Origin of the sequence: Shewanella sp. SACH (assembly GCF_001887095.2) — a bacterium.
GTDB lineage: Bacteria > Pseudomonadota > Gammaproteobacteria > Enterobacterales > Shewanellaceae > Shewanella > Shewanella baltica.
This window is the reverse complement of sequence record NZ_MPDG02000001.1, coordinates 511,021-532,210: the sequence shown is the minus strand read 5'-3', so window position 1 is coordinate 532,210 and position 21,190 is coordinate 511,021. Positions and strand designations below refer to the sequence as shown.

At 47.4% G+C, this 21,190-nt stretch carries 14 protein-coding genes; 10 read left to right on the top strand and 4 right to left on the bottom strand.

Features of this window, described 5'->3' with window-relative positions:
• The first annotated feature begins 249 nt into the window (after window positions 1-249).
• The 9 genes from BM607_RS02115 (at window position 250) to BM607_RS02070 (ending at window position 13,794) form a co-directional block, all read left to right on the top strand.
• Entirely contained in the window at window positions 250-1,107 is an 858-nt protein-coding gene (locus tag BM607_RS02115) for a hypothetical protein (protein ID WP_006085294.1), read from the top strand.
• 11 nt (window positions 1,108-1,118) lie between these two features.
• On the top strand, window positions 1,119-2,447 hold the full coding sequence (locus BM607_RS02110) for a DUF4785 domain-containing protein (protein WP_071939046.1): 1,329 nt from the start codon (window positions 1,119-1,121) through the stop codon (window positions 2,445-2,447).
• A 503-nt stretch (window positions 2,448-2,950) separates the two neighbouring features.
• Complete coding sequence (locus BM607_RS02105) at window positions 2,951-6,142, top strand: winged helix-turn-helix domain-containing protein (protein WP_071939047.1); 3,192 nt, start codon at window positions 2,951-2,953, stop codon at window positions 6,140-6,142.
• 37 nt (window positions 6,143-6,179) lie between these two features.
• On the top strand, window positions 6,180-6,557 hold the full coding sequence (locus BM607_RS02100) for a DP-EP family protein (protein WP_011846395.1): 378 nt from the start codon (window positions 6,180-6,182) through the stop codon (window positions 6,555-6,557).
• Between the two features lie 449 nt (window positions 6,558-7,006).
• Complete coding sequence (locus BM607_RS02090) at window positions 7,007-8,053, top strand: transposase (RefSeq protein WP_071939049.1); 1,047 nt, start codon at window positions 7,007-7,009, stop codon at window positions 8,051-8,053.
• A 301-nt stretch (window positions 8,054-8,354) separates the two neighbouring features.
• Entirely contained in the window at window positions 8,355-9,383 is a 1,029-nt protein-coding gene (locus BM607_RS02085) for a diguanylate cyclase (protein ID WP_087486466.1), read from the top strand.
• A gap of 132 nt (window positions 9,384-9,515) precedes the next feature.
• The gene (locus BM607_RS02080) at window positions 9,516-12,110 is read left to right on the top strand and encodes an FAD-binding protein (RefSeq protein WP_071939050.1); all 2,595 of its coding nucleotides are present in this window, start codon (window positions 9,516-9,518) and stop codon (window positions 12,108-12,110) included.
• 105 nt (window positions 12,111-12,215) lie between these two features.
• Entirely contained in the window at window positions 12,216-13,094 is an 879-nt protein-coding gene (locus tag BM607_RS02075; RefSeq protein WP_071939051.1) for a DMT family transporter, read from the top strand.
• 175 nt (window positions 13,095-13,269) lie between these two features.
• Window positions 13,270-13,794, top strand: a complete 525-nt coding sequence (locus BM607_RS02070; protein WP_071939052.1) for a lipocalin family protein — start codon at window positions 13,270-13,272, stop codon at window positions 13,792-13,794.
• 158 nt (window positions 13,795-13,952) lie between these two features.
• On the opposite strand, the gene BM607_RS02065 is transcribed toward BM607_RS02070, so the two are convergent.
• Window positions 13,953-15,545 carry an ABC-F family ATPase gene (locus BM607_RS02065; protein WP_012196852.1) on the bottom strand — a complete coding sequence of 531 codons (1,593 nt, stop codon included), beginning with the start codon at window positions 15,543-15,545 and terminating at the stop codon, window positions 13,953-13,955.
• Between the two features lie 367 nt (window positions 15,546-15,912).
• Window positions 15,913-18,147, bottom strand: a complete 2,235-nt coding sequence (locus BM607_RS02060; RefSeq protein ID WP_071939053.1) for a heavy metal translocating P-type ATPase — start codon at window positions 18,145-18,147, stop codon at window positions 15,913-15,915.
• 148 nt (window positions 18,148-18,295) lie between these two features.
• On the opposite strand from BM607_RS02060, the gene BM607_RS02055 reads away from it, so the two are divergent.
• Entirely contained in the window at window positions 18,296-18,805 is a 510-nt protein-coding gene (locus BM607_RS02055; RefSeq protein WP_071939286.1) for a MerR family DNA-binding protein, read from the top strand.
• Window positions 18,806-18,819: 14 nt separating this feature from the next.
• Here BM607_RS02055 and BM607_RS02050 read toward each other — a convergent pair whose 3' ends face one another.
• Window positions 18,820-20,868: a prolyl oligopeptidase family serine peptidase gene (locus BM607_RS02050; RefSeq protein WP_006081034.1), complete on the bottom strand. Its 2,049-nt coding sequence runs from the start codon at window positions 20,866-20,868 to the stop codon at window positions 18,820-18,822.
• A 63-nt stretch (window positions 20,869-20,931) separates the two neighbouring features.
• Window positions 20,932-21,174, bottom strand: coding sequence for a hypothetical protein (locus BM607_RS02045; RefSeq protein ID WP_006081033.1), 243 nt, complete (start codon window positions 21,172-21,174; stop codon window positions 20,932-20,934).
• Between the last annotated feature and the right edge of the window lie 16 nt (window positions 21,175-21,190).

Below are 21,190 nucleotides of genomic sequence, written 5' to 3'. Positions count from 1 at the left end.
GCTAAGTTACGGCAATCACATTGGCTGCCAACGTAAACTAGCGCATTCACCCTATCCCGTCGTATTCAGGCCTTAAATCATGTTCTACCCAAAGTGAGTAACCCGCGCCTATGGCGCATATAACCCGAGCCATGTCAGCCGATTTAACGCTAAATTACGGCAAATCCTTAGCATTAACCGATTTGCCCTAAACAGTCGCAACGGACTGCGCGGCCACTATCAACAAGACCAACAACACGAGATATACCCATGAAGATCAAAAAAGCCCTCATGCTCTTGGGTCTGTTAGCTGTCAGCCCAGCGACATTAGCTGCAACCGGAGTTGCCTTTATCCATGGTACGGGTCACCAGACCAATGCCTTAGCCGATTACTGGACGCCCGAATTTGTTAACTCAGTGCGCCAAGGTATCCCAGTGCCAAACAATTACACAGTGATCAACTGCGACTTTGACCAATATATGTGGGAAGAAAGCGCCGCAGGTTGTCTGGCGACCCAACTCAATAGCTTTATCCAAGCCAAAAATATCGACGACTTAATTCTGCTGACCCACTCCAATGGTGGCAACGTAGTGCGGTGGATTTTATCTAACCCCACGTGGGACAGCCGTTATCCTGCGGTGATCAACGCCACCTCAAAGGTTATCGCCCTCGCCCCATCCAGTGCTGGTACGCCGCTGGCCGATGCGGTGAACCAAGGTAATGTGTTCGAAACCAGCTTAGGCTGGCTCTTAGGCTATGGCAGCAATGCGGTGAAACAACAGCAAGTGGGTTGGATGGCAAACTACAACAACACTATGCTCTACGGCACTGCGGGTCGCCCATCGCTGGGTAAACCCTTCGAGGTCGTGGTGGGCTCAGATGTTGATTCCGCCATTTGGGACAGCGACAGTTACTGCGCGGGTTACCAATACCAAGTCGCGCTCGAAACTACTCAAAACTGGCTCGATAGCTGCTCCGACGGCTTCTTAAATTGCAGCTCGCAAAAGGCAGCTGGCACAGTCTGGTTTACCGATAAACAAAAGACCCGTGGCCAAGAACCCCTAAGCCATCAGCAGAGCCGCCGTGCGTGTTTCAATTTAGACACGCTGATCCGCAACCACATTTAAGGAGCACTAAGATGCACACACTCAGCAAACTTGCCAGTGTCTTGGCGCTAAGCGGACTGCTCGCAGCCTGCCAAGACGAAGCCACACCTATAGATCCCAAAACCAATGCCAGCCCTATGTACGCCAAAGGGTTAACCCTAGCCGCGCCGAGCAATACCGATCTTGTCGATAGCAATATTGCCAGCCCAACACTGGCGCCCATTAACACCAGTACGGACTACATTAGCTTTATCACCCCTTTGTATGGAGAGTATCAGGCAAGCGCGCCGCAGCTTGAACAAGCCAGTCAAAGTGACGAGTATTGGGTCAATGTAACCGGCGCGCAGCTTAATGCGGGCGTAGGCCTCACCATGAGCCAAGCGTCAAGCCTAGTGCGCATTGCGCCTCGGGGCGATACCAGTTCTGGCGCCTTAATGCATGCAGAGGCTATTGCCCCTGAGCGCGTACAAATTCAGCGCGTTAGCCCTAATCAGTCACCCCAAGGCAAAGCGGCCAACAGCAGCGGGATAAACACCAATGAGTCATTGGTCAAATCGATGGCCAACGCCGATGCCCTTGCTAGCGCAGGATTAACCGATGATTCCAGCGCACTGCAAATGTCGGCGAAAGCCACACCGGGCCAATATCGCCTGCAGGTCAGTCAGCCGTTAACGCCAAGCGCCAACTACTTAGTCAATGTGAAGGAAAAAGGCTCGCCCTATCAACTGAGTGTCAAAGCCTCCTCCGCTATCGCGGCTGATGCGCAAACCCTTGGGCTTGAACTCGCACTCAGCCAAAGTGATAACACCTTCGTGCCGCAGGCAACACTCAAGCAAGCCGATGGCGATATGCAACCACTGACGATGGTAAAACAAGGTGAGACATGGCAAGCGGTGATCCCCGCGGGCGTGGCACTTTCGAGCAGTAATGCGGGTTTCAGTGAAGTTGAAATTACAGTGCAAACCCAAGTCGATGGCCGCCCAGTACAGCGCACGGTCAAATCTGTCTTTAAGTCCTATGTCAATTCGGCGAGCATCAAGCCCGAAGTGCTCACGGTTTGGGATAAAGGCTTGCCTAACCAAATCAACTTTGAGTTATCGGTCGCCGAGGCTGGACGTTTTGGCTTAAGTGGCACGTTAACCGGCACCAATGCCGAAGGTCAAAAGGTGGCAATTCTACGCACCCAAGCGGCCAATTGGCTAACTCCAGAGTCGCCAAAGCTAAAGCTGATGTTAGATCCTAAGCTCATCCAAGCCTCGGGTTTACAGCCGCCATTCGAACTCAATGAGTTAGAACTGCAAGATCAAGGTCAAATGGCCAGATTAAGCTATCAAGCCACGGCATTGATCTTAACCCGCTAACATTAAGCTGCTGATATTAACGAGCTGATAGAAGACGCGGGCTTTAAATGCCAATGTTAAACCAGAGGCGAGGCTCAAGTTAACCGCCCCAAGCTAACACGACAAAGTTAGCCCGATAAAGTTAATCCGCCCGAGTTTTCTCTCTCATTGAAAAGTGCCCATAGTGGGCACTTTTCCATTGTTGATGTTTTGCTAATAAACAGCCAAAAGCCGCCGCGTTATTTAACATGCTACGTAAAGCACAAACTGTTGACAGAAAAATGACAAGCCGCAGATGATTCCCCATAGCTGCCATGAATAAAATTTACATTGATTATCAAGGGTTATTCCTTTTAAATAACAAATGTAATAGGCATAATGTCAAGGCTTTGACATCAAACCTTAGGCTGGCAACAGCCCAGCATTTACCATAAAAACATAACAAAAATATAACTATAAGAGTGGTAACTAACGGTACGTTTTCCCACAGTACGCTAGCCAATACTCAATAAATGGACATCGTTATGAGTGACAGCACATTTTTCTTTGGTGAATGGCAAATCAATCCCAGCGCCAATAGTCTGCTCCTTGGCAAACAAGTCAAACAACTTGAGCCCAAGGCGATGGATGTGCTGCTGTTTCTCTGTCAACGGGCGGGCGAAGTCGTCAGCAGTGATGAAATAGTCAGCCACTGCTGGCCGGGTGTTGATACTGGCGACAATCCACTACACAAAATTATCAATCAGTTACGTAGAGCATTAGGCGATAGCGCCACCGATCCCACCTATATAGAAACCATACGCAAACGCGGCTATCGCACCTTAGCCGAAGTGCGTTTTCCTATCGGCCACGAAGCCACCGCCAGCCCGCAAAGTTGGCAAGGCGGCTCGCCCTTTCCGGGTCTGCAAGCCTATAGCGCTAACTATGCCGAGGTGTTTTTTGGTCGCAGTGAACAAATCAGCACTTTGCTTAACCGTATCAGCCAGCAAATCATCTATGGCCGTGCCTTCTGTCTGGTTTTAGGCCCAAGTGGCAGCGGTAAATCCTCCCTGATAAATGCCGGTGTCGTCCCCAATTTAATGAAGGGCGGTGGCTATAACGGCATTGGCGTCGCGTCATTCAGCAGCTTAGATTTTGCCGATGTGAGTAAAGGGCAACTGCTAACCGATCTTGCCAGCGCTATGCTCGACTGGGAAATCAATGACACGCCAGTGTTCGAAGGCATGAGCGCCGATACACTGGCGGTTCAACTTGTCGAAGATATCCAAGGCGTAATCAACCTGTGCACCCAAGCACTCAAGGTTCAGCCCTTTACTCAGCCGTTTTTTGCCTTGTTTATCGACCGATTAGAAGTGTTGCTCTCATCACCGCTATTTAGCGACACCGAGCGCACAGTATTTGTTGAACTGCTGGAACAACTCGCCACCTCTAAGGCCGTGATTATCATCAGTGCCTGTCGTAACGATTTTTATCCTTTACTTGTGGGCTACCCAAGCTTAATGGCCGGCAAATCCCGCGGCGCCCACTTTGACTTAGCGCCGCCGACACGCACTGAACTGTTGCAAATGATCCGCCTGCCCGCGGTGGCCGCCAACTTAAGCTGGGAAGTTGACAGTGAAACCGCGATGCCGCTCGATGAAATGCTCTGCAGCGACGCCGCCAGTAACCCAGATGCACTGCCCATGTTGCAATACACGCTGCAGGCCTTGTATTTACAGCGCAGCGCCGACGATAAATTATTAGTCTCGGTTTATCATGCCCTTGGCGGTATTGAAGGGGCGATTGGTAAAAATGCCGAGCAAGCGATTTCCCATTTAAGCGATGCCGAAAAAGCCAGTCTGCCACGGATTTTATCCCTGCTAGTCACCCTGCGCGAAGATGAAAAGTCCATCACCAGCCGCACCGCCCGCTGGTCGCAGCTGCAAAGCACAGCCGAAACCGCCCTAGTGCAAGCCATGGTCGATAGCCGCTTATTCGTGTCGCATCTGCAAAATGGTGAACCCTGTTTTAGCATCGCCCACGAAGCCCTGCTGCGCCGTTGGCCACGGGCGACGGCTTGGATTAGCGAACATAGCGACAGTTTGAGCATTAAGAGTCGCCTACAGCATCTTTCAACACGCTGGCTCAGCGAAGCCAAACACAGCGCCTATCTACTCGCTGAAGGTAAACCTTTAAAAGAAGCCCAAAGTCTCAGCCAAAATCCGTTATTCGATTTAGACGATCCCGAAACCGCCTTTATCACAGCCTCCACCAAACGCGCCAATATGCTGCGCTGGACGAGGCGCTTAACCGTCACCCTATTATGCGTCCTCACCCTCACTTCCATTATCATGAGTGTGCGCAGCATAGAAGCTGAAAAACTCGCCCTGCAAAAACGCCTCGCCGCCGAAGATTTGCTCGGTTTCATGGTGGGCGACTTCGCCGACAAGATGCGCGGCATCGGCCGTATGGACTTACTCGACGGGATCAGCAATAAAGCACTGGAATATTTTAGTGATTTTTCCAATACAGAGGATGATGCACACTTAAGTTTTGACGCCCGCTTCCAACACGGCCAAACCTTAGAGGCCATGGGCGAAGTGGCATATTCGCGCAATAAAATCGATGAAGCTCGCAGCGCATTACTCGCAGCGCAAGAAAAAATGCTGCCACTCTTGAGTGTGCAGCCTGAAAACTTAGCCCTACTAAAAACCCTAGGTGCCAATGCGTTCTGGTTAGGGCAACTGCAATATGATGTTAGTGATTGGGCGGCGTCACGCCCTTTTTACGAGCAATACTTAAAATACAGCCAAACCATGTACGCCCTTGCGCCCGAAGATAAAGATGCGCTAATGGAGCTATCGTACGCCCATAACACTTTGGGCTCCGTGTCTATGAAGCAGCAGGAATTTGCAAAAGCACAGCAAGATTTTGAGGAATCATTAAGACTTAAATTGCTCGCCTTGGCAAAAGCACCTGAGGATAGTCAGCTGATTGCGGATGTGGCTAATGCTCGATCTTGGTTAGCGAGTGCGGCAGTGTCTTTGGGAGACATAAACACAGCAATATCAATCCATAAAGAACTGCAAAAAGAGTTAGAACTAGGTAATCATATAAAAAGTCCTTATTTGCTAGAAAAACTAAGCGGAAGCTACCAAACTCTCGCAGATTTGCTTAGTTATACTGAACATAAAGATGAAGCTCTTAATCAAGCCAAGTTAAACCTATCAACTGTTGAAGAAATACTAAGGCAAGATCCCAAAAATGACATATGGAAAACATTGAGATATTACTCTATTTTTCAAGTAATCAGATTAAGTAACTCTTCAACAGAGAAAAATCCAGAGAACAAAATTAGCGCACTAGAAGCTTCTATGTCTGCTGATAATAGTCTTAATGAAATTCAAAAAAAGTCTGAAATATGGGCAAACTTTTACTTATCATCATCCTATTTCCTCATGAACTCAGGTAACTATAAAGATGCCAAAACCCATGCAGAAAAAGCATACAAATCGTATCTAACGTTATCAAAAGATTTTTCACAAAATATGACTTTCGAACTCAACTTAGCAGAAAGTGAGTTACTAATTTCCGAGAGCAATGAATACTCTTTTGAAATAAATAATTCTTTTTGCCGCAAAGCAAATGAACGTATAAAAAAACTAATGAAATTAAGTAGAGAACCAAAGTATAAATTCTTATTTGAGCGTTCTATTAATTGTATACATGTACAATGATGCTATTCTATAACAACACAATGAAAAGGAAGTAAACATGTTCGTACCACAAGGTCTTGCTCAATTTATTAAAGTCAATGTTACCCTAGAAAATGGTGAACCAGTATTTATCTATACCGATGCCAGCGGTGAGCAGTGCCCAGGTGATGTCACCATCACTCAAGCTGGAACTGTAACCTATTTGCTGAATGATCAGACTGGTAAAGGTTTAAAATTTGTTGGTGTAGGTTTTGTGACCCCGTTCGACGAAATCGTCGATGCAGTCACCATCAGCAGCGATGGTATGTTAGTACAACTCGTGGACCTAGATAGAACACCAGGAAATACTAAGTTCCAATTTGTATTGAGCAATACAACCAATACTCTGTTGGTATTAAGTCCTGATCCTGAAATTACCAACCGCCCACAAAACTAATCATAGTAGAAGGGCAACTTACCCGAGATTTTTCTCAAAAAAATCGAGGACAGCCATATCTTTTCGAGATAAGTGCTTCCTGAAATGAGCTCTAAATGCTCTGCCGCTGCGGCAGAGCATTTCTCACAAGACATCCGCTTATCCTCCGTTTTAACATAACAGCACTGTTTTGGTTGCTCGTGAGGAAAAAGCGGGACAAAAGCGGGGACAGCCATATCTTTTCGAGATAAGTGACTCCTGAAATGAGCTCTAAATGCTCTGCTGCGGCAGAGCATTTCTCACAAGACATCCGCTTATCCTCCGTTTTCCCATAACAGTATTTTCTCAGGACAGCCAAATCTTTTCGAGATAACAAAAGAAAAAAGCGGGGACAGCCATGTCTTTTTGTACTTTGTCCCCTCTTCTACTAGTCTTTAGATTATCTTCACCTTGTCTGTTTGGAGCGAGTCATGACCTCGGCCAGAAGAATGCTTATCGATGCCAATACAACGCCCTTCTATCATGTGATAAATCGCTGTGTCAGAAGGGCTTTTCTGTGCGGTGAAGATAAACTCACAGGCCGCAGTTATGAACATAGACGTGGCTGGATTGTCGATAAAATCAAAGCATTATCTGCTATCTTTTGTATCGACATTTGCGCCTATGCAGTGATGAACAACCATTACCATCTAGTACTTAAAATTGATGTTGAGGAAGCAAAAACCTTAAGCCCAAAAGAGGTTATCAGCCGGTGGTGTCAAATAACTAAAGGCCATACTGTCGCAACTAAGTATATGAATGGTGAAGCCTTAATTGACGGTGAACGCATGCTGCTCGATGGGTTAATTACCGAATGGCATGAACGTTTATCCAGCATATCTTGGTTTATGCGCTGCCTGAACGAAGAAATTGCCCGTAAAGCGAATCGTGAAGATGAGTGTAAAGGCGCGTTCTGGGAAGGCCGTTTCAAATCCCAAGCTTTGCTAGATGAGCAAGCCTTACTAGCCTGCATGATGTACGTGGATTTAAACCCTATTCGAGCAGGGATTGCCGACTCTTTACAATCTTCTGATTTCACCTCGATTCAAGAAAGAATTAGTGCACTCAAGCAGGTAAATAACATCATCATCTCACCGCAAGCACCAGTCCAATCCGCAAAAAATAAGCCTCAAACGATAAACAAATCTCTCGCCAAGTTCGATGCGGCAACACACTCTAGTCAACAAACGGGCATCCCTTTTCATTTTGCGGATTATCTGGAACTTATCGATTGGACTGGCCGCGCCATTCGCCATGATAAAAAAGGCTTTATCGATAATCAGCGACCAAAACTGCTCAATGAGTTAGGGATTGCATCAGATGCTTGGCTCAGCTCTGCTAAAGATTTTCGCCGCCAGTACAGTGGCATCAGTGGTCGTTGGGATGCGATGTGCGCTTTTAAACTTCAGCAAGGTGGTAAATGGTGTAGAGGAAAATCGAGTAGCGAAGCTCTGCATCCAAATCAACCTTTAGGGTGAACGAGCCGTTTTCCACTGTTTATCTGCGGTTAAATTTCGACACTAAAATCCTTTGCCCTTGCCGCTTAATAGCCAAAAATCCACTCATGAGTGCCACTCTTTCAACTTAGCCATGCCCAAAAACCTCGCACGTTTCAGCTAAACCTGGGTATTTACCGTGAGAAGAGTAAATTTAAAACCTTTATAAACAATATATTAAATCGGAAGGTAAGCAGAAGGTATCTTTTCTTTGCTGAGAATAAAGTCATCATCAGAAAAGCGCTTAGCGCAGATGACATTAGGTTCACGGAGAATGATAACAATGACAAGCTCACCTAAACAGACTCGCTCACAATATCCATTATCACTTGTGGGTGAAGACAATGGCTTACAGTGTACTGCGCAGCAAGGCTTGGTCGAGCCCGCATTGCCGTTAACCTTCTTCGAACATGCCTCGATTGAAACGATTCAACAGTTTATTCAGCATCTGACCGAGCCGGTGATTATCGTCAATGCCCAAGGTTACATTTACTTTAGCAATAGCAAAGGTGCTGACTTACTGACGTGCCCACAGGCCAGTTTGAAGGGACAAGATTGGCGCAACTTTTTGACCGAGCACCATCAAGCTCGCTACGACAATCTGCTGAGCAATGATATTAAACTAGGCAAAAACTGCGGCATTCCAGTGCAGCACTGCGCCGAAGAAATCACCCTCATTACCGCCTCAGGCAAAGCAAAAGATGTCGAGCTCTCCATTTCCTACATCCCCAGCCATGAACCTCTGTTCGTGATGATGATGCACGATTTAACGCAGCACAAAGCGGAGAATCAAAAGCTACGTAAATTGGCCGCCACGGATTCACTGACTGGGCTGGCGAACCGCCGATACTTCGACGAAATGCTGCATCACTATTGGGAAGAATGCACGGGTAAGCTGCGCCCTATCAGCGTGGTGATTATCGATGTGGATTATTTCAAAGTGTTTAACGACCAATTCGGCCATATCCAAGGCGACGAGTGCCTACGTAAGATTGCCAAAGTGATTGCTGACATAGTGCCAATAGAAATTGGCCTGGCAGCGCGTTACGGCGGTGAAGAATTCGCGCTAATACTGCCAAGCCACAATGCCAAAATGGCACTGACGATTGCCCAAAAAGTGCAGCAAGGGATTAATGACCTGCGCTTTACTGAGCAAGGCCTGCGCGACTATGTCTCTGTGAGCGCGAGCCAAGGGATTGCGAGTGAAATCAATGGCCAGTTCCGTACCTCACTCGCCATGCTGTGCGCCGCCGATACCGCATTGTATCGCGCCAAAGCCGATGGCCGTGACAGGATCAATACGTCGCTTTAATCCCCATTAATTGGCGACTTATTTAACCAAAACTGATTTACCCGCGATGGATTAACCACGGGATGAATTACCCCAGTAGCGCTTTAGCGCACTGAGGTAAAACACGCAAAGCACACGAAAGGACGCACGAATATGAATAAGCTTGAGGCATCAAGAAATATACGGGCAGTGATTGAAAAAAGCTTACCCGTGAGCACGTCACCCCTTGCCATATTTACTTACCAGTGTTGGGTAAAAACCAGCGCAGGTGGGCGTGTGTTCCATTATAAAACCGATCGAGAAGATACCTATTTCGCGGTGGATATTAATTCACTGGGGCATATTGAATGCGTGATTAATACCACCTTGCTGCGGGTTGAGGCAATTTCAACCTTAGGTGGACTTAACGACAGCCAGTGGCACTTATTGTCTATCTGCCATGAATACCATGAAATCAATTGTTATGTGGATGGTGAAATTACCCATACACAACTCAATAATCTGTCACTGGTTGCTGACAATGAGTTTTTAATTGAAAACGTGTCATTACCCAATCACCGCGACACTCATTTCGATGGTGAAATATTTGGCATAACTTTACTTAATCGATTATTAACCCGAACCGAAATCGTCGACTATTATCGTAATCCGGCGCAACAAAAATCGATTACCGAAAATAACCTTTACATTTATCAGCATCATGATGTATATAATTTTCGTGATGAAAACGTTATCCCACTTCAAAGACAAAAAGTGCTGCTGGTCATATTTAATGATACTGAATATCAATTCATAAAAACCACCGCGGATAGCAACGCCTATAATCAACAACTGCCTAAGATTATTCCGCCCCACGAACGCCGAGCCTATATTATTGAGTGTGACTATAACACTTGGCCTAATTTTAATTATGTCGTTAATTACGCGGCGAGCAACCAAGCGGATATCACTCTCAATATCGAAGTATTTAAATCGCTGACGGCCTATCGTTCGAATATTAAAGTGACCGTCGCGAATGAACTCGAACGGGATTGTTTGATTATGCAATCGACCGAAGAAGAATTAAGTGCAGAAGTGCGGATCAGTGAAAACTTAGTGATCACCCAAGCCAAAAACTTTGTTAATTTCATCAATGAAGTTCGCGCACACATTCCGGCCGACAATATTATTACCGCTGGCCATTATTATAGTGAGCAACAATTCTCGGTCAGCACGGGTAAGCAAATGATTGCCTACCAACAGGCTTGCCAGCTGTTCAACCGCAGGTTACAAAAAAAACCACTGGCGATCATCAAATGCACTTCCACTGAAGAAGTCAAAATCGCCTATAAAGCAGCCATCGATTATAACTTGCCGATCAGCGTGCGCTCGGGTGGGAATGATCACGAAGGTGAAAGCACTGAAACCAATACCATAGTGTTGGATCTGCTGAAGATGGATAGCCTCACTTTAGATCCCATCACAGGTATTGCGGCCATTGGCCCAGGCAATCGCTTTATCAATCTCACCACAGCCCTTGCGAAAAAAGGCGTGATGATCCCCCATGGCACCAGTGGCAGCGTTGCCTTAGCGGGATTTATTATGGGCGGCGGCTCAGGACCTTGGACCCGCAAATACGGCATGTGCTGCGAATCCCTATTACAGGCAGAAATTGTCCTTGGCATTGGTGAAACCCAAGTCGTCTCGGTTGCCAATAAACCTGAGTTACTCTGGGCGCTCAAGGGGGGCGGCGGATTAAGTTACGGCATAGTGACCCGCTTTTTTGTGCAAACCTTTCCACTACCGCCTTGCCTGCTCAAGTTTGAATTAGAGTGGAATTGCTATGATAAACAAACCCATGAACTCATTGAGCACACCCCAACCAAAGACATTTTACAGCGCTGGGAAGCCATCATTAATGCCGACAGCACAGGCTGTTTGATTGGCACCAATCTCAAGATAAATGCCAGACATTTCCCAGCAGAACAACACAAAACGCCTGACATAGATACAGAGTCGATTAAGCATAACTGCTTGATGTATGGCTTTTGGGAAGGCAATTCAGCCAGTCTGAATCACTTTATCCAGACACAATTTAATGAGTTTGACCTAGTGCCCAATGATATTCGCATCGAGGGTATGGGCGGACTCACCAAAGCCTACGGTGAAAACTTGATGGCCAATTGGGAGAGGGAATCTTTTCATCATCTGCAAGCTGACTTACAATGCATAAACCGCTCACCGACGCCACCCGATTTGGATGAGCCCGCGCCCCATAAAGTCACCTCGCGCTTAGTGAATCAAACGGGGCTAAGGGACGGTTATAAGCCACTGCTTGAAAGCTTAACTTCTCGCTATGTGCTTGAAGGTAATCGCCAATTGGGGCTATTTACCTATGTCACCCTTGGCGCCATTGCGGGTGATTATTATCGCACTATGGGTGAAGAGCAAAAGAGTCGCAGCGCCTTCCCCTACAAGGACAGACAATACACGATTCAATATCAAACTTGGTGGAATAACGCGCTGCAAGAGAAACAACAATTGCAGGATAGCCAAGTGTTTACTCGCATCAATCGTGCACTCGATTGGATTGATGCCAGCCGAAATTATGACATTCCCAACACCTCGGGCGCCTTTATCAGCTTCAAAGATAAGGCCATCCCCACTGATGTGTACTTCGACCATAATTACGCCGCGTTAAAACGGATTAAGGCGGCCTACAGTCAAGATAGCTTTAACCATTTCCGCTCACGTAAAAGCATTATTTAGTTAATATATCGACATAGCCTAGGGTGAGTTTTTAGGGCAAAATCGACGCCGTCCACAGGACGGTGTCGCCCCTTAACTCTCTGTTCACTCTGTAGTAGGTTATCTATGCCAAGCTCAGCTTTAGCTATCATTTTTGCCCTATTGGCGGCCATTCTTATGGGCACAATCGGTGTATTCGCACGCTTTGCCGCCCTGCCCGCCGAGCACATTACCTTCTACCGCTTACTACTCGGTGCCCTATTTCTATTGGCTTATATGCTGCTCACAGGTAAAGGCCATCAGATTCGCCATAGACCCAGCAAACGTAACTTAGTGAATGGTGCTATGCTCGCGGGTTTTATGGCGTTTTACATTGAAGCCATTCAGTACACCCAAATGGCCAATGTGATCATGATTATTTACTTAGCCCCTGTGGTGTCGGCTATTTTCGCCCATTATTTCTTTGCCGAAAAACTCACCCGCTTAAGCATTGCAAGCGTGGTAGTCGCGCTGATGGGCTTTATGTTAATGATCCCTACAGGGCCGCAGCAAGCGAACAATCACACTGAATTATTTGGCTATTTTTATGCCCTACTCGCCCTTTTAACCTACTGCGGATTTATGTTAATCAACCGAAAACCGAGTCTGAGTTCGCCCTACCAGAGCACTTTAGTGCAGCTTTGTGTCGGCGCTTTGTGCCTACTGCCCTTAGTGATAAATGCGCCGCTGACGCCAAGTTTGCCGCAAATCGCTTGGTTAGTCGCGATTGGATTCTTCCCCGGATTCTTAGCAATATTACTGGCAGTAAAAGCCCTGCGGCAATTGCCAGCAGTCACCTTTGGCACCCTCGCCTATGTGGAACCTGTTATCGTAGTGACGCTGGCATGGTGGATATTTGATGAAAGCTTGAGCCCAATGCAATTAAGCGGTGTCGGCTTAATTCTTCTGGCCGGCATTAGCCAAGGCTTTATCAGTCAGCGCAAAGCGCGGGTTGCGAGCGAGTAACCCACAAGACAGTCGCCGACACGACTTTAAACAACAGAACTTTAACTAATAGGACTTTAACCAATAGAAGCCAAGTTGCTGAAATAATATGAAGAAAATAGTGTAAGCTCGACAGAGGATTGATTGAACATTTAACTTAAGATGTGCAACTAAGACTTAAGATCAGGAGGTCAAATTGAGAAAGCTACTGTTAGTCATCAGTATATTTTTGCTCAGCGGTTGTTTAGGCATGCCTAAATTGGTTCAACCCGTTAATGATTTTGAGCTGAATAAATACTTAGGTAAATGGTACGAAATTGCGCGCTTAGATCATTCATTCGAAAGAGGGTTAAGCCAAGTTAGCGCAGAATACAGCCTGAAAGACGATGGCGGTGTGATGGTCATTAACCGTGGATTCTCAGCGGCTAAAAACGAATGGAAAGAAGCCGAAGGTAAGGCCTATTTTGTCAATGGGGACTCAGAAGGCTATTTGAAAGTATCCTTCTTTGGGCCATTTTATGGATCGTATGTGGTCTTTGAATTAGATCATGAAAACTATCAATATGCTTTTATATCAGGACCCGACACGGGTTATTTGTGGCTACTGGCTAAAACCCCGACTGTGCCACCCGAGGTATTGCAAAAGTTTGTTGAAATGTCTAAAGCCCGCGGTTTTGATACTGACAGTTTGATTTATGTGCAGCAAGAGTCTGCGCAATAACGAGCGTCGCTAATGCGCTAGAATCAAGTGCATAAAAAGCTAATCGCTAGATAATAGACAGATAACAGATACAAAAACGCCGCAATGCATTGCGGCGTTTTTATTGATGCTGCATTTAGATGCATGCATTTACACATGCAGCTAAATAGCGAATAACCTTAGACTTCGATGCCTTTGCTGGCAAGGAACTCATCGTAAGTGCCTCTGAAGTCATTCACACCTGTGTGAGTCACTTCGAGGATACGGTTAGCTAGCGACGATACGAATGCACGGTCATGACTCACGAAAATCAAGGTGCCTTCGTACATTTCCAGCGCGTTGTTCAATGATTCGATCGATTCCATATCCATGTGGTTGGTCGGTTCGTCGAGCACTAGAATGTTGGCTTTTTGCATGATGAGCTTGCCGAATAACATACGACCTTTCTCACCACCAGACAGCACTTTGACTGACTTTTTGATGTCGTCAGAACCAAACAACATACGGCCTAAGATGCCACGTACCGATTGGTCGTCATCTTCTGGCTTGCGCCATTGGCTCATCCACTCGAACAAGGTCATTTCGTTAGCGAAATCAGACTCATGATCCTGTGCATAGTAACCAATGTTGGCGTTTTCAGACCATTGGATAGTACCTGCATCCTGCGGGATGTCGTGAATAAGGGTACGTAACAGGGTCGTTTTACCGACGCCGTTTTCACCCAGTACCGCAATGCGCTCGCCCACTTCAACTATCAGGTTTAAGTCTTCAAATAGCGGCGTATCGTAACCTTTAGTTAGGTTTTCAATCACTAAGGCATTACGGAACAGTTTCTTCTCTTGCTCGAAACGAATGAAGGGGTTCACACGGCTAGAGGCTTTTACTTCGTCTAACTTAATCTTGTCGATTTGACGGGCACGTGATGTGGCTTGTTTCGCCTTAGAAGCGTTAGCCGAGAAGCGTGCTACGAAGGTTTGCAGCTCAGAGATCTGGGCTTTTTTCTTCGCATTATCAGACAATAAACGCTCGCGAGCTTGGGTAGCCGCTTGCATGTATTCGTCGTAGTTACCTGGGTAAACGCGCAATTCGCCGTAGTCTAAGTCAGCCATGTGAGTACAAACTGAGTTTAAGAAATATCTATCATGCGAAATGATAACCATAGTACTGCTACGTTGGTTTAACATGTCTTGTAACCAACGGATAGTGTCGATGTCCAAGTTGTTGGTGGGTTCGTCAAGCAGCAGCACGTCAGGATCAGAGAACAGGGCTTGCGCTAACAGTACACGCAGTTTTAAACCCGGTGCAATTTCAGACATCAAACCAAAATGGCTGTCGATACCGATACCTACACCTAACAGCAATTCACCGGCGCGAGATTCGGCGGTATAACCGTCCATCTCAGCAAAATCCATCTCTAGGTTGGCTACAGTAATGCCGTCTTCTTCACTCATTTCTGGTAAAGAATAAATACGGTCACGCTCTTGCTTTACCTTCCACAGTTCGCGGTGGCCCATGATCACTGTGTCGATCAGGTTGAATTCTTCATAACCGAACTGGTTCTGGCTTAGTTTACCCAGACGCTCATTCACATCTAACGAGACGTTACCGCCGCTAGGATCTAGATCACCACACAGGATCTTCATGAAGGTCGATTTACCACAGCCATTTGCGCCGATAAGACCGTAACGGTTACCACCGCCAAATTTAACTGAGATGTTTTCAAACAGTGGCTTAGCGCCGAACTGCATGGTGATATTTGCTGTTGTGATCAAAATGAACTTCCAAATCGAGTAATGTTGGCCGAGCCAGCTGGCGCCGCTTTAAATAAGCATAAACCAAATAAAGCTATGCCGAAGGGGTAAAAATAAACGTGGCACTATAGCAGTTTGGGCTAAATTATCAACTACCAAGGCTGATCAAAAGCCAGAGGGAATGCCGAAATCGCCGCACAATGCCTGCGTGAGAAGCGTAATTAATTTTACCCTATTGACTTAGCTTTCAATGTATTCGAGCAGAATGACAATCTGATGACCCTTAGCGTCGAAAACCTTGCCGACGCTAAAGGCTTATGTAGACATAGCCCTAAACTAACTCAAGATACCCGTTTCAACATTTTGAGTTAGCTTAGGTATCGACAGCTTATAACTTCTGCCGTCTTAAGCGGTTGGCGTTCGTCACCACAGTGAGTGAAGACAAGGCCATGGCGGCACCCGCGATCACTGGGCTTAATAACATGCCCGTGAGTGGATAAAGCACGCCAGCCGCAACCGGAATGCCTAAGCTGTTATACACAAAGGCGCCAAACAGATTCTGCTTAATATTGGTAATTGTCGCCCGCGATAATGCCAATAAGTTAGCAATCACTATCAACTGCTGCGACAGCAGGGTGATATCCGCACTTTCAATCGCCACCTCAGTGCCCGATCCCATAGCAATCCCCACATCGGCGCTCATCAGAGCAGGCGCATCGTTAATGCCATCCCCTACCATAGCCACCACATGTCCTTGCTTTTGCAAATCCAGCACATGCTGTTGTTTTTGCTCGGGGAGTACGCCTGCAATCACTTCGGTAATGCCCACTTGGTCGGCCACCGCCTGCGCCGTTTGTGGGTTATCCCCCGTTAACAGCACCACGCGAATCCCCCTTTGCAGCATGGCCGCGATGGCTTCTTTAGCATCGGGTTTAATCGGATCGGCAAGCGCGATAGTGGCCACTAACTTGCCCGCTTTGGCGACATAAATCGGAGTTTTACCTTGATTTGCAAAGCTTAATGTCGCTTTTGGATCTAAGGCGCTACCATCGGAATTGACAATATCTAATGCCGTCATCAAGGCGAGATTACCAATCGCCAGCGATACACCATCGACCTTGCCCTCAATCCCCTTACCTTGATGGTTCGTAAATGCCTGTGTGTCGGGTAATTGCGACAGGGATTCCTTGGCATAACTGACAATCGCCCCCGCTAACGGATGCTCAGAGTGCTGCTCAAGACTCGCAATCTCGCCCAGCAAAGTCTCTTTGTCGGCATAACTCAGCGTTTGCACTAAAGTAAAATCAGTAACTTGTGGCTTGCCTAAGGTAACTGTGCCGGTTTTATCCAGCACCACACAGTCGACTTTACTGGCGGTTTGCAAGGCCTCGCCATTTTTAACTAACACGCCCATTTGGGCGGCGCGGCCAACGGCCACCATGATAGACATAGGTGTCGCCAGCCCCAGCGCACAGGGGCACGCTATGATGAGCACGCTCGTCAGCACCACTAACGCATGGCTTAAGGCGGGTGCTGGCCCCACAAAATACCAAATTGCCGCTGCCAACAGCGCCATAGCCACCACAGTCGGGACAAATACCGCTGAGATTCTGTCAGCCAATCGACCTATGGGTAATTTCGAGGTTTGCGCTTGCTGCACCAATGCGATGATTTTGGCGAGTTTGGTATCTTCTTGTCCCGCCGTCACTCGGTAAACCAAACTGCCGTTGCCATTGACTGTGCCCGCACTCACACTGTCGCCCCGATTTTTAAGCACGGGAATGGGCTCACCTGTGAGCATGGCTTCATCGAGTAGGGATTGCCCCGTTTCAACCTCACCATCGAGTGCAACTCGGTCACCGGGGCGCAAACGCAGCTTATCGCCCAGTTTTAGCTGACTTATCTCAACCTTTTCATCGCCTTTATCTGTGATACGAATCGCAGTGGTGGATTGCAATCCAAGTAATCGCTGCACAGCTTCACTGGTTTTGCCCCGCGCTTTAAGCTCGAGTCCGTGACCTAAGTTAATCAAACCTAGAATCATCACACTCGCCTCAAAGTACACATGGCGGGTATCCATAGGGAATGCGCTCGGCATAATGACCACCAGCATGGAATAGGCCCATGCCGTACTGGTGCCCAGCACAATCAGCGTATCCATGTTAGTGGTTTTGGCTTTTAGCGCCCGCCACATGCCTTGATAGAAATGTCCGCCCGTGGTGACAAGTAAGGCCAAGGTGACCAGTCCCATAATGCCCCAGCCAAGCTGCATCGCTGGACTGTTGATCATCATCTCGCCGCCCAATAATCCCCACAGCATCATAGGCACGCCCACAACGAGCGCGGCTATGGCTTGGCGCATCCGCAGCCGATACTCAGTGGCATCTTCTAGGCGTTTTTCTTCGGCGGCGACTTTCGCATCCACCACTACCTGCGCCGGATAACCTGCATTTTCCATCACAGTTAAGGCAGTATCGGCGCTCATCTTGCCTTCTACCGTCACTTGTTTATCGGCGAGATTCACACGCGCTTCGACGCCCGCTTGGGCGGCAAACGCCTTTTCAATTTTCGCGACGCAGCCAGCGCAATTCATATTGGCGACATAGAGTCTGGTCATAGACATGGGAGATCCCTCACTTGATGTTTTACACTATAGGTCTAAGATAAAGTCTCCCATTGCAGGAGAGTCAAGGATGAATTTGCTCAATGTGATCACATCGACAATTAATTGCTGGGCGAAAAACCATTCAATTGGAAAAATAGAGGTCAAGATGAAGATAGGCGAAATGGCAAAACAAACGGGCTTAAGTGTTAAGAGTATCCGTTATTACCATGATATTGGCTTAGTGTGCGGCGAGCGCAATGAGGCGGGTTATCGAGTTTATCGCCATCAAGATATTGAAGCGCTTAAGTTTGTGCATCAATGTCGCGACTTAGGTTTTAGCCTAGAAGATTGCAAATCCTTGCTTGGCCTTAAGGGCAATGAAAGCCGGAATGCCGAAGATGTTAAACAACTTACCCGCACTCACCTTGCCTATGTCGAAGAGCAAATCAATAAGTTGCAACAGCTTAGGGCGCAATTACACCACATGGTGACCCAATGCCAAGGCGGCGATCAGCCTCACTGCGCGATTATCGATAGCCTAAGCCATGAGGACAACGAGAGTCATGGGAGTCATGAGACTGACGAAGACAAATCCCAAAAAGACCAAAGCCTGCACGATGCAGGCTCTGAGTGTTGTCGTAAAGCCAGTCGCACTAGCAACGGCCAAGAGTCATAACGGTAAATACTGCGTTATTGATTGCGGACTAAGGTCGGCTTTAACGCCGCAGCATTATCCAGCACCAATGTTGCCAGCTTACCCGCAGGGGTGAAGTTAAACACTTGCCCATAAAATGCGAGTTCGGTCTCTAATCCTGCGGCCCTGTGTTCGGGCTTCCAACCGCCGTGTGGCTCATCTTGATAGGCAATATAAGCTGTTGGCACACCTCTGACTTTTAACGCCTCATAAATTTGTCGCGACTGCTGTGGCGGCACAATTTGATCCCGCAAGCCTTGAAAAATTAACAAGGGCTCATTCAAGCCTTCAAGATGATACAGCGGCGACAGCTCCCTATAACGGGCTTGATTGTTCGCATAGGGACCAATGAGCTGATCTAAATACCCCGTCTCAAACTTATGGGTACTCTTGGCCAGCTGTTCAAAATCACTGATCCCCGCATAACTGACCCCCGCTTGAAACACATCATAAAAAGCCAAGGACGACATCACTGTTAACCCACCTGCGCTTACGCCTCGAATCGCCAGCTTTTGTCCATCAACCCAACCTTTATCGACTAAATAACGGGCCGCATTGACCGCATCTTCCACATCGGCTTGGCCCCATTTGCCGTAAATACTCTGACGATAGGCACGGCCAAAACCACTGCTACCGCGAAAATTAACATCGAGTACCGCAAAGCCGCGGCTGGTCCAAAATTGAATATCACTGCGATAAGCCAGACTCGCCCGCGCCGTTGGGCCGCCGTGCAACATCACTATGAGCGGCGGGCGGGTATCATGGGGCGCAGTATAGTTGGGGTTAACCGGCCCATAAAAATAACCGTAGGCTTGCTGGTTAACGCCGGTTTTAAAGGTAATATTTTTTGCCCGAGAAATATAATTGGGATCAAGCTTTGGCAAGTTAGGCGTATACACCAACTCAGTGCCGCGGCCGATGACTTTATAAATCCCCTTCTCTGGCGTCGCCTTAGCGCCAACAAAATAGACGGCATCTTCGCCCCTGATCACTTGGGTGATTTCGCCGAAATCGACGGCTAAGGACTCGGTCAAACCCGAATCCAAATGCAACCGAATTAGCGCCGCCTGACTGCCAAGCATATAGCTGGCAATGATGGTTTTTTCGGATTCGAAGGCGTAGTTGTGATTGCCTAAATACCAATCTGCCACGGCAAACTCGGCTTTTTTGTTCAGCACTGGGGCTAAGGTATTTTGTGCCGTGACTCGATAGATATTCCACCAGTTACTGATATCCGACACGACATACAATTGTCCATCAGGACTGAATAATGGCTGCGTCACGGAAGAATCCGTAGGCGTGTTGACCTTACGAATATTGTGCAGTTGCCCTTTACGGTCGAGATCGCCAAGCCATAGAATACTGTTATCCCATGGCATATAGGGATGTTCCCACGTGATCCACGCCAGTTGGCTGTTATCGGGCGAGATGGCAGGCGAAGAAATAAAGTCATGCCCCGAGACAAAGGTATCGCCTTCACCAGCAAAGTTAAGATTGATTGTTACTAGACTCGCCTTGGGCTCACCGGGCTGGCGATGATCCTCGCGCACACAGATAATCCGCGACCCTTTAGGATAAGCGATACAGTCAGCATGACGGGTGCCATTAGGCGTTAACGGCAGGGGGGGTTGATTAGGGGCGAAACGATAAAACAGTTGATCCTGTGCCTTAGTGGCAAATAAACTCTGGCCTATCCCTAAAAAGGCGGCGCCGCCGTATTCATGAACAGCGGATTTAACATTAAAGCTTGGCGGCACGACGTCGGCGATATTGCCCTTTTTATCGAGACGCTTAATCCCTACTTGGCCTTGCTTATCACCATCGGATTCAGAGAAATAAATCGCCCCATCTACGCTTTGTAACTCGGCGACATTATCGGCCTGTTCAAATACATCGTTTGCCGATAAGGGAGACAGCCAACTGCCATAGGGCGCAACAATACGCTCACCATTATCACTAAGATGCGGTGTTTCTTTGTTCGAGCGCTCGCAAGCCCCCAAACAAAACAAACTCCCTAGCACCCATAAATATCCATGTAACTTCATTGTTTCTCCCCAATGTTTGCCAACTGCACAAACCGAAACAAAATAGGAACTTGCAGAAATTGGTTATTTTTTAAATTTTTTTAAGAACCAATTTACCACTTGCACTTGCTGTACTTGCGTTAAGCCAAAATAAATACACACCCAAGGTGAGATAAGGAAAAACCACGGGATCACGGCCACAGAGCGACCACTGAAGAGCAGAAAAAAGAACCCGCAATAGATCACAATCAATCCTAGGACACCCACGATTAACATCATGCGTTTAGTGATTTTCTCAAGCCAGAGGGCTTTATCCTGCCAAGACATCCGGATGTTAAGCTCC

Coding starts and splice junctions, on each gene's coding strand:
- BM607_RS02115 (WP_006085294.1), top strand. CDS start 250: ATGAAGATCAAAAAAGCCCTCATGCTCTTGGGTCTGTTAGCTGTCAGC.
- BM607_RS02080 (WP_071939050.1), top strand. CDS start 9,516: ATGAATAAGCTTGAGGCATCAAGAAATATACGGGCAGTGATTGAAAAA.
- BM607_RS02105 (WP_071939047.1), top strand. CDS start 2,951: ATGAGTGACAGCACATTTTTCTTTGGTGAATGGCAAATCAATCCCAGC.
- BM607_RS02090 (WP_071939049.1), top strand. CDS start 7,007: ATGACCTCGGCCAGAAGAATGCTTATCGATGCCAATACAACGCCCTTC.
- BM607_RS02100 (WP_011846395.1), top strand. CDS start 6,180: ATGTTCGTACCACAAGGTCTTGCTCAATTTATTAAAGTCAATGTTACC.
- BM607_RS02045 (WP_006081033.1), bottom strand. CDS start 21,174: ATGTCTTGGCAGGATAAAGCCCTCTGGCTTGAGAAAATCACTAAACGC.
- BM607_RS02055 (WP_071939286.1), top strand. CDS start 18,296: ATGAAGATAGGCGAAATGGCAAAACAAACGGGCTTAAGTGTTAAGAGT.
- BM607_RS02085 (WP_087486466.1), top strand. CDS start 8,355: ATGACAAGCTCACCTAAACAGACTCGCTCACAATATCCATTATCACTT.
- BM607_RS02075 (WP_071939051.1), top strand. CDS start 12,216: ATGCCAAGCTCAGCTTTAGCTATCATTTTTGCCCTATTGGCGGCCATT.
- BM607_RS02110 (WP_071939046.1), top strand. CDS start 1,119: ATGCACACACTCAGCAAACTTGCCAGTGTCTTGGCGCTAAGCGGACTG.
- BM607_RS02060 (WP_071939053.1), bottom strand. CDS start 18,147: ATGTCTATGACCAGACTCTATGTCGCCAATATGAATTGCGCTGGCTGC.
- BM607_RS02050 (WP_006081034.1), bottom strand. CDS start 20,868: ATGAAGTTACATGGATATTTATGGGTGCTAGGGAGTTTGTTTTGTTTG.